This window comes from Citrobacter sp. wls718, assembly GCF_005280945.1.
GTDB classification, from domain to species: domain Bacteria; phylum Pseudomonadota; class Gammaproteobacteria; order Enterobacterales; family Enterobacteriaceae; genus Citrobacter; species Citrobacter gillenii.
In genome coordinates, this window is sequence record NZ_SZWV01000016.1 from 38473 (window position 1) to 44722 (window position 6250).

7 protein-coding genes are annotated in these 6250 nt (G+C 54.0%); 4 read left to right on the top strand and 3 right to left on the bottom strand.

Features of this window, described 5'->3' with window-relative positions; all coding sequences use genetic code 11:
- Nucleotides 1–2: 2 nt before the first annotated feature.
- Nucleotides 3–1313: an SrfA family protein gene (locus FDW95_RS03100; RefSeq protein ID WP_115258460.1), complete on the bottom strand. Its 1311-nt coding sequence runs from the start codon at nt 1311–1313 to the stop codon at nt 3–5.
- A 282-nt stretch (nt 1314–1595) separates the two neighbouring features.
- Here FDW95_RS03100 and FDW95_RS03105 point away from each other — a divergent pair, with 282 nt between their 5' ends.
- On the top strand, nt 1596–3194 hold the full coding sequence (locus tag FDW95_RS03105; RefSeq protein ID WP_115258461.1) for an ABC transporter substrate-binding protein: 1599 nt from the start codon (nt 1596–1598) through the stop codon (nt 3192–3194).
- Nucleotides 3195–3211: 17 nt separating this feature from the next.
- Nucleotides 3212–3445, top strand: a complete 234-nt coding sequence (locus FDW95_RS03110; protein ID WP_096756992.1) for a YdcY family protein — start codon at nt 3212–3214, stop codon at nt 3443–3445.
- Nucleotides 3446–3532: 87 nt separating this feature from the next.
- Here FDW95_RS03110 and FDW95_RS03115 read toward each other — a convergent pair whose 3' ends face one another.
- Together FDW95_RS03115 and mddA are read right to left on the bottom strand one after the other, a co-directional pair.
- Complete coding sequence (locus FDW95_RS03115) at nt 3533–3982, bottom strand: DMT family transporter (RefSeq protein WP_096756993.1); 450 nt, start codon at nt 3980–3982, stop codon at nt 3533–3535.
- Nucleotides 3979–4497 carry an L-methionine sulfoximine/L-methionine sulfone acetyltransferase gene (gene mddA, locus FDW95_RS03120; protein ID WP_096756994.1) on the bottom strand — a complete coding sequence of 173 codons (519 nt, stop codon included), beginning with the start codon at nt 4495–4497 and terminating at the stop codon, nt 3979–3981. Before mddA ends, FDW95_RS03115 begins: the two co-directional genes overlap by 4 nt.
- Before the next feature lie 37 nt (nt 4498–4534).
- On the opposite strand from mddA, the gene FDW95_RS03125 reads away from it, so the two are divergent.
- Both FDW95_RS03125 and FDW95_RS03130 read left to right on the top strand, forming a co-directional pair.
- Nucleotides 4535–5110, top strand: coding sequence for an XRE family transcriptional regulator (locus FDW95_RS03125; protein ID WP_096756995.1), 576 nt, complete (start codon nt 4535–4537; stop codon nt 5108–5110).
- 69 nt (nt 5111–5179) lie between these two features.
- Entirely contained in the window at nt 5180–6214 is a 1035-nt protein-coding gene (locus FDW95_RS03130; RefSeq protein WP_115258462.1) for an NADP-dependent oxidoreductase, read from the top strand.
- Nucleotides 6215–6250: the final 36 nt, after the last annotated feature.

The following is a 6250-nucleotide window of genomic DNA, read 5'->3' on the forward strand; positions in this document are numbered from 1 at the left end:
AATCAGGCACCTATCTTTTTGATGGTCATGGGGATCTCCGCGTGATCGTCATAACGTGCGGTACAGGCGGCTACGTCGTTGGTTCCCGCTTTACAGGTGATTTCCGGCATCGGATAACGCGAGCCGTCCGTACAACGCGCGTTCCCACGACTTTTAATCATTAATTCACCCGACTGGTGCAGACCGGAGAAAATCTCCGCACGACACACCACATTGTCGCCGTGGACGACTCGCGCAGTGCCTTTATTGGTCTGGATCTGATAACGCAGCGAGGGCGCTTTACCGCTGACCGGATCTTTGATGTCGACCATCACGCGCCAGTTACCGTTGAGGAAGCGGGTGGTGCCGACCTTCATCTGGTTCGCGTCCATGACCAGCGCATCTTTCGGGATCGCGGCAATCACCACCGGCCCCTCGGCAGGCTTCTCTTTTTTTACCACCGGGACAACTTCCGCGCGATGCAGCGGCAGCGAAGGTGTCAGTACGGGTAGCGGCTTGATGTCGACCTTCGCAACCTCAATCGGCTGCAGCGCGGGCGCAGGGCGTGTCGCCTGCTGTTTCCACAGTAACGGTCCAACGATAGCGGCAATAATGACCGCGGCAACCGGCAGGCTCCACAGCGGCAGTTTACGCGCAGGTGTTGGCAATATGGGCGGTGGTGAGGCCTCGGGTTCATTTACGATGACCGGGGGCTGCGGTTCAGGTTCTGCGGGCTTGGGTGTTTCCACGACCGGAGTCAGTAAAGGTGCATCGGCTTCGGCAAAGGTGATTTCCGGGACGACCATATCTTCTTCAGGTTCGGCTTGCGGTGCGGGCATGACCGGAGGAACATCGGCAATCCGCAAGCAGTCGAGCACATCGTCACGCGTGTTTTCGTTCAGATTGACGAATCCCCAGAACGTTATCACCGGTTTGCCATCAACCAGAAAAACGTGATTTTCCCCAGGAAACTGAACTGCCTTTTCCAGCAGAGATCCAAACAATTGCAGCGAGGTTTTAACCGATTGCAGGCTTTTACGACTGAGAGTCGCCGCGCTGTCCAGCGTGCTGGCCAGATAGCGTAATGCCCGAAAGCGCGCGTCTTCATCAGCGGCTTTCCAGGCGACGGCTTGTCCTTCAATCGGGGAATACCAGTCAACCCGATCGCCATTATCATTGACTTGCGGGATCGCCAGACAATCGGCCATGGCCTGCTGTTTTCGCAGACGAAGCGTTTCACGAATTTGCAATGCTGAATCAAAAACGGCCTGACCACCGCCGCCCACGGCCTGATAGTCATCCAAATTGCCGCTGCGCAAGAGAGTTTTTGCCACGTTGTTATCCCTTAGACTTCTTCACACATCTACTTTACGGCTTATAAACGCGAGCAAACGGTGGAAGAGAGGCAAAAAGGGGCGAATTTTCATGGCATAGAGCACGGGGAAAAATCTTGACGTTTTGAAAAAGACTTAAGGGAAATTATTTCACCGGTGCTGTCGAATTAATCAGCGAAAACCACCGGATAAGAATAACCTGATAGTGATTTGTTATTAGTCAGTTTTTGTCAGCTATGCTCTGATAATGAGCTGAATAATAAAATAAGAAGGCATACAACAATGATTGCAAGGAAAACGTTGCTCGCGCTGGCGCTCAGCGCGGGATTACCAACCGGTGCTGCATTTGCTGCCAATACCGACACCCTTATCTACTGCTCTGAAGCGTCTCCCGAATCCTTTAACCCGCAAATCGCCAGCTCCGGTCCGTCGTTTGTGGCCAGTTCTCAGGTGCTGTATAACCGACTGATTAACTTTGATCCGGTGAAAAATACCCCGGTGCCGTCTCTGGCTACCGACTGGACGATATCCCCGGATGGCTTGACGTATACCTTTACCCTGCGTCAGGGCGTGAAGTTCAACAGCAATAAATTCTTCAAACCGACCCGTGATTTCAACGCGGATGACGTTCTGTTCTCGGTATTACGTCAGAAAGATGCCGATCATCCGTACCATAACGTCTCGCAGGGTAACTATGAGTACTTCAACGATGTCGGGTTGGACAAGCTGATCAAAGAGGTGAAGAAGGTTGATGATTATCATGTCCAGTTTGTGCTGAACGAACCTAATGCGGCGTTTCTGGGCGACTGGGGGATGGACTTCGCGTCCATTCTCTCTGCGGAATATGCCGACCAGATGCTGAAAAAAGGTACACCGGAAAACGTCGATACCTGGCCGATTGGCACCGGACCTTACGTGCTGCAACAGTATAAGCAGGATTCACAGATCCGCTATCTGGCCAACCCGAACTACTGGGATGGTGACGTTCCGACCAAACACCTGATCTTCGCCATTACGCCAAACGTGCAAACGCGACTGGCAAAACTGCAAACCAATGAGTGCCAGATAATTCCCGCGCCAGCGCCGGTGCAGTTTGAGGAAATTAAGAAAAACAGCGACCTGACGCTGCATTCGGTCGACGCACTGAACGTCGGGTATCTGGCATTTAATACCGAGAAAAAACCATTTGATAACGTATTGGTACGTCAGGCGCTGAATTACGCGACCGATAAAAAAGCGATCATTAACGCCGTCTTCTTAGGTTCAGGCACGGTGGCAAAATCACCGATTCCGCCGAATATGCTGGGCTTCAACAACGATCTGAAAGACTACGATTTCGACCCGCAAAAAGCGAAAGAACTGCTAAAGAAAGCTGGGCTGGAGAACGGTTTTGAGGCGACGCTATGGTCGATGCCGGTTCAACGTCCGTACAACCCGAACTCCCGTCGGATCGCTGAGATGATCCAAAGCGACTGGGCGAAGGTTGGCGTGAAGGCGAAAATCGTTTCCTGGGAGTGGGGTGAGTACCTCTCCGGAATGCGTAAGGGCGAGCACGAAACCGCGCTGTTTGGCTGGATGTCTGACAACGGCGATCCGGATAACTTCGCTGATGTCCTGCTGGGCTGCAACAGTATTAAAACCGGATCCAACGCCGCACGCTGGTGCGATAAAGCGTATAATGCGCTGGTGCAAAAGGCGAAACAGGTGAGCAAGCCGCAAGAACGTGCCGCGCTTTACCAGCAGTCGCAAGAGATTTTCTACCAGCAGGCGCCGTGGATCGCGCTGGCAAACGGCAAAACGTTTTATGCCACACGCAGTAACGTCAGCGGATACAGCGTTAGCCTGATGGGCAGTGATTTTTCAAAAGCTAAATTAAATTAATCAGTTAAGGAGAAAGTATGTCGCACCTGGATGAGGTCAGCGCCCGCGTCGACGCCGCCATTGAAGAGAGCGTCATTACGCATATGAACGAACTGCTGATTGCGCTCAGCGATGATGCAGAACTGAGCCGGGAAGATCGCTACACCCAGCAACAGCGTCTGCGCACGGCGATTGCGCATCATGGTCGTCAGTATAAAGAGGATATGGAAGCCCGCCGCGAGCAGCTCACCAAAGGTGGCACTATTCTCTGATATTTCCTTGCCGGATGGCGGTGCTCACACCTTATCCGGCCTACAGGCATATTCCGTTGGCCTGATAAGCAAAGCGCCATCAGGCAGTTAAAACGCGCGTCTGGCCACCAGCCAGGCGCCGATTACCAGCAACACCGCGCCACAAACTGGCCCCACCAGCGCACGCAGCGGTACGCCGTTGCTTCGCAAGATATCCAGTAGCAGACCGCCAATCAACTGACTGGCAACCAGCACCGCAATGGTGGTGGCAGCCCCCACATTTTGATAGCCGCTAATACTGGCGAAGACAAAAAACGAACCCAATAAACCGGGAATTAACGTCCACCAGCGTACGCTGGAAACCAGCTCACCAAACCCCGCCATACCTTGCTTAAACCACAGAATGCTGACAAACAGCACAATACCCACCAGCGAATTGAGCAGCATGGCAATCAGAATGGTTGAAGAGGTCTGAGTAATACGTACCATTAAGGTGTTCTGCACCACCAGACCGATGCCGGCGGCAATCAGAAAGGAGAGGGTTAGCGTCGAGTTCATCCGCGTGCGTCCGGATCGCGGCGATCGTCCAGTTGTAGCTGCATAAAGGTCAGATCCAGCCAGCGGCCAAACTTCGTCCCCACCTGCGGCATTTGCGCGGTTAAGACAAAACCGAGCGTGCTGTGCAGGTGCAACGATGCCTGATTCTGCGACTCAATGCCCGCGACCATCACATGCTTACCGCACCTGCGGGCCTCATCAATCAACCGGCTGAGTAATGCGCGCCCCAGGCCTTTGCCTTGATGATCCGGATGCACATACACCGAATGCTCAACGGTATGACGAAAACCATCAAAATTACGCCAGTCGCCGAAAGACGCATACCCGGTGACCACGTCATTCTCTTCACTCACCAGCACCGGATACCCCAGTATTTGCCGGGCTTCGTACCAGGATATACGGTTTTCGGCATCGACAGTTTGATCGTTCCAGATAGCCGCCGTATGCAGCACCGCGTGATTGTAGATTTCTGCAATGGCGGCGCAGTCTTCTTTACTGGCAAAGCGAATTGACATGTTGAACCTCAGGTATTGTTCACTATAGTATTACAATATGAATACTATTGAAGACAGCATAAATCAACGGATCGGTGCAAGAATTCGCATAGAACGGGAATCTCGCGGCTGGTCGCTGACGGAACTTGCCGAGCGCGCGGGCGTGTCGCGGGCCATGATCCATAAAATTGAGCGTGGCGAGAGCAGTCCAACGGCAACGCTGCTGGGGCGGCTTTCCGGGGCGTTTGGCATCAGCATGTCAACGCTGATGGCACGGGCTGAAATGCAGGAGGGCAAGCTGCTGCGCTTCGCCAACCAGCCAGTCTGGCACGATCCGCAAAGCCATTATCTGCGCCGCCACGTCTCCCCGCGCAGCGATCTGCCCATCGATCTGGTGCAGATAGAACTGCCAGCCGGGAGCGACATTCCCATGCCCGCTTCGTCCTACGTGCAGGCCAGACAGCTAATCTGGTTGCAGCAGGGGGAGTTAGTGTTTGTCGAAGGGGACACGCGCCACGAAATGAAGGCCGGTGATTGTCTGGAACTCGGCCCGCCGAATGACTGCCGATTTATTAATGAAACCGCACAACCCTGTGTTTATCTGGTTGTGCGGTTAAACGCCGTCGGCAATTAATGTGAAAGCATCGCTAGCGCGGGGCGTCTACTATTGATGAATTCATGCCAAAAGCAGAGGAGAACATCAATGAGTCAACAACTGCAACGCAATCGCCGCTGGGTACTGGCTTCACGCCCCCATGGCGCTCCGGTACTCAGTAATTTCCGTCTGGAAGAGGGTGCTGTCGCCACTCACGGGGAAGGGCAAGTTTTACTGCGCAACGTGTATCTGTCTCTCGATCCCTATATGCGCGGTCGCATGAGCGATGAGCCTTCATATTCTCCCCCGGTGGAGATTGGCTCGGTGATGGTCGGCGGTACCGTCAGCCGGGTGATGGCATCAAATCATCCTGATTATCACGTTGGTGAATGGGTGTTGAGCTACAGCGGCTGGCAGGATTTCGACATCTCCGATGGTAGCGGGTTGGTAAAATTAGGCGATAACCCTGAACATCCATCCTGGGCGTTAGGTCTGTTAGGCATGCCGGGCTTTACCGCGTATATGGGGCTGCTGGATATCGGCCAACCTAAAGCCGGAGAGACGTTGGTGGTGGCAGCAGCCACCGGGCCGGTAGGCGCAACCGTCGGGCAAATTGGCAAACTCAAAGGGTGTCGGGTAGTCGGCGTGGCCGGTGGAGCGCAAAAATGCCGTCATGCCACCGAGGTGCTCGGCTTTGATCTTTGCCTCGATCACCATGCGCCTGATTTCGCGCAACAGCTGGCGCAGGCTTGTCCGCAGGGGATCGACATCTATTATGAAAACGTTGGCGGCAAAGTCTTCGACGCGGTGCTGCCGTTACTCAACACCTCTGCGCGCATTCCGGTGTGTGGGCTGGTCAGCGGTTATAACGCCACGGCGTTACCGGCAGGTCCCGACCGCTTACCGCTGCTGATGGCCACCATACTGAAAAAGCGCATCCGGATGCAGGGCTTTATTATTGGTCAGGATTACGGTCATCGCATTCATGAGTTCCAGCAGGAGATGGGACGCTGGGTCAAAGAAGGCAAAATCCAGTACCGGGAACAGATTACGGAGGGGCTGGAGAATGCTCCGGCAGCCTTTATTGGTCTGCTGACCGGGAAAAACTTTGGCAAGGTTGTGATCCGGCTCGCTGAAGATTAATCGCGAAAATCCGCTGTGCCGCTCTGTTTGTGAGCG

What these genes read in the sequence shown, in the direction of transcription:
- FDW95_RS03105 (WP_115258461.1), top strand. Translation starts at nt 1,596, where the DNA reads ATGATTGCAAGGAAAACGTTGCTCGCGCTGGCGCTCAGCGCGGGATTA.
- FDW95_RS03110 (WP_096756992.1), top strand. Translation starts at nt 3,212, where the DNA reads ATGTCGCACCTGGATGAGGTCAGCGCCCGCGTCGACGCCGCCATTGAA.
- FDW95_RS03115 (WP_096756993.1), bottom strand. Translation starts at nt 3,982, where the DNA reads ATGAACTCGACGCTAACCCTCTCCTTTCTGATTGCCGCCGGCATCGGT.
- mddA (WP_096756994.1), bottom strand. Translation starts at nt 4,497, where the DNA reads ATGTCAATTCGCTTTGCCAGTAAAGAAGACTGCGCCGCCATTGCAGAA.
- FDW95_RS03125 (WP_096756995.1), top strand. Translation starts at nt 4,535, where the DNA reads ATGAATACTATTGAAGACAGCATAAATCAACGGATCGGTGCAAGAATT.
- FDW95_RS03130 (WP_115258462.1), top strand. Translation starts at nt 5,180, where the DNA reads ATGAGTCAACAACTGCAACGCAATCGCCGCTGGGTACTGGCTTCACGC.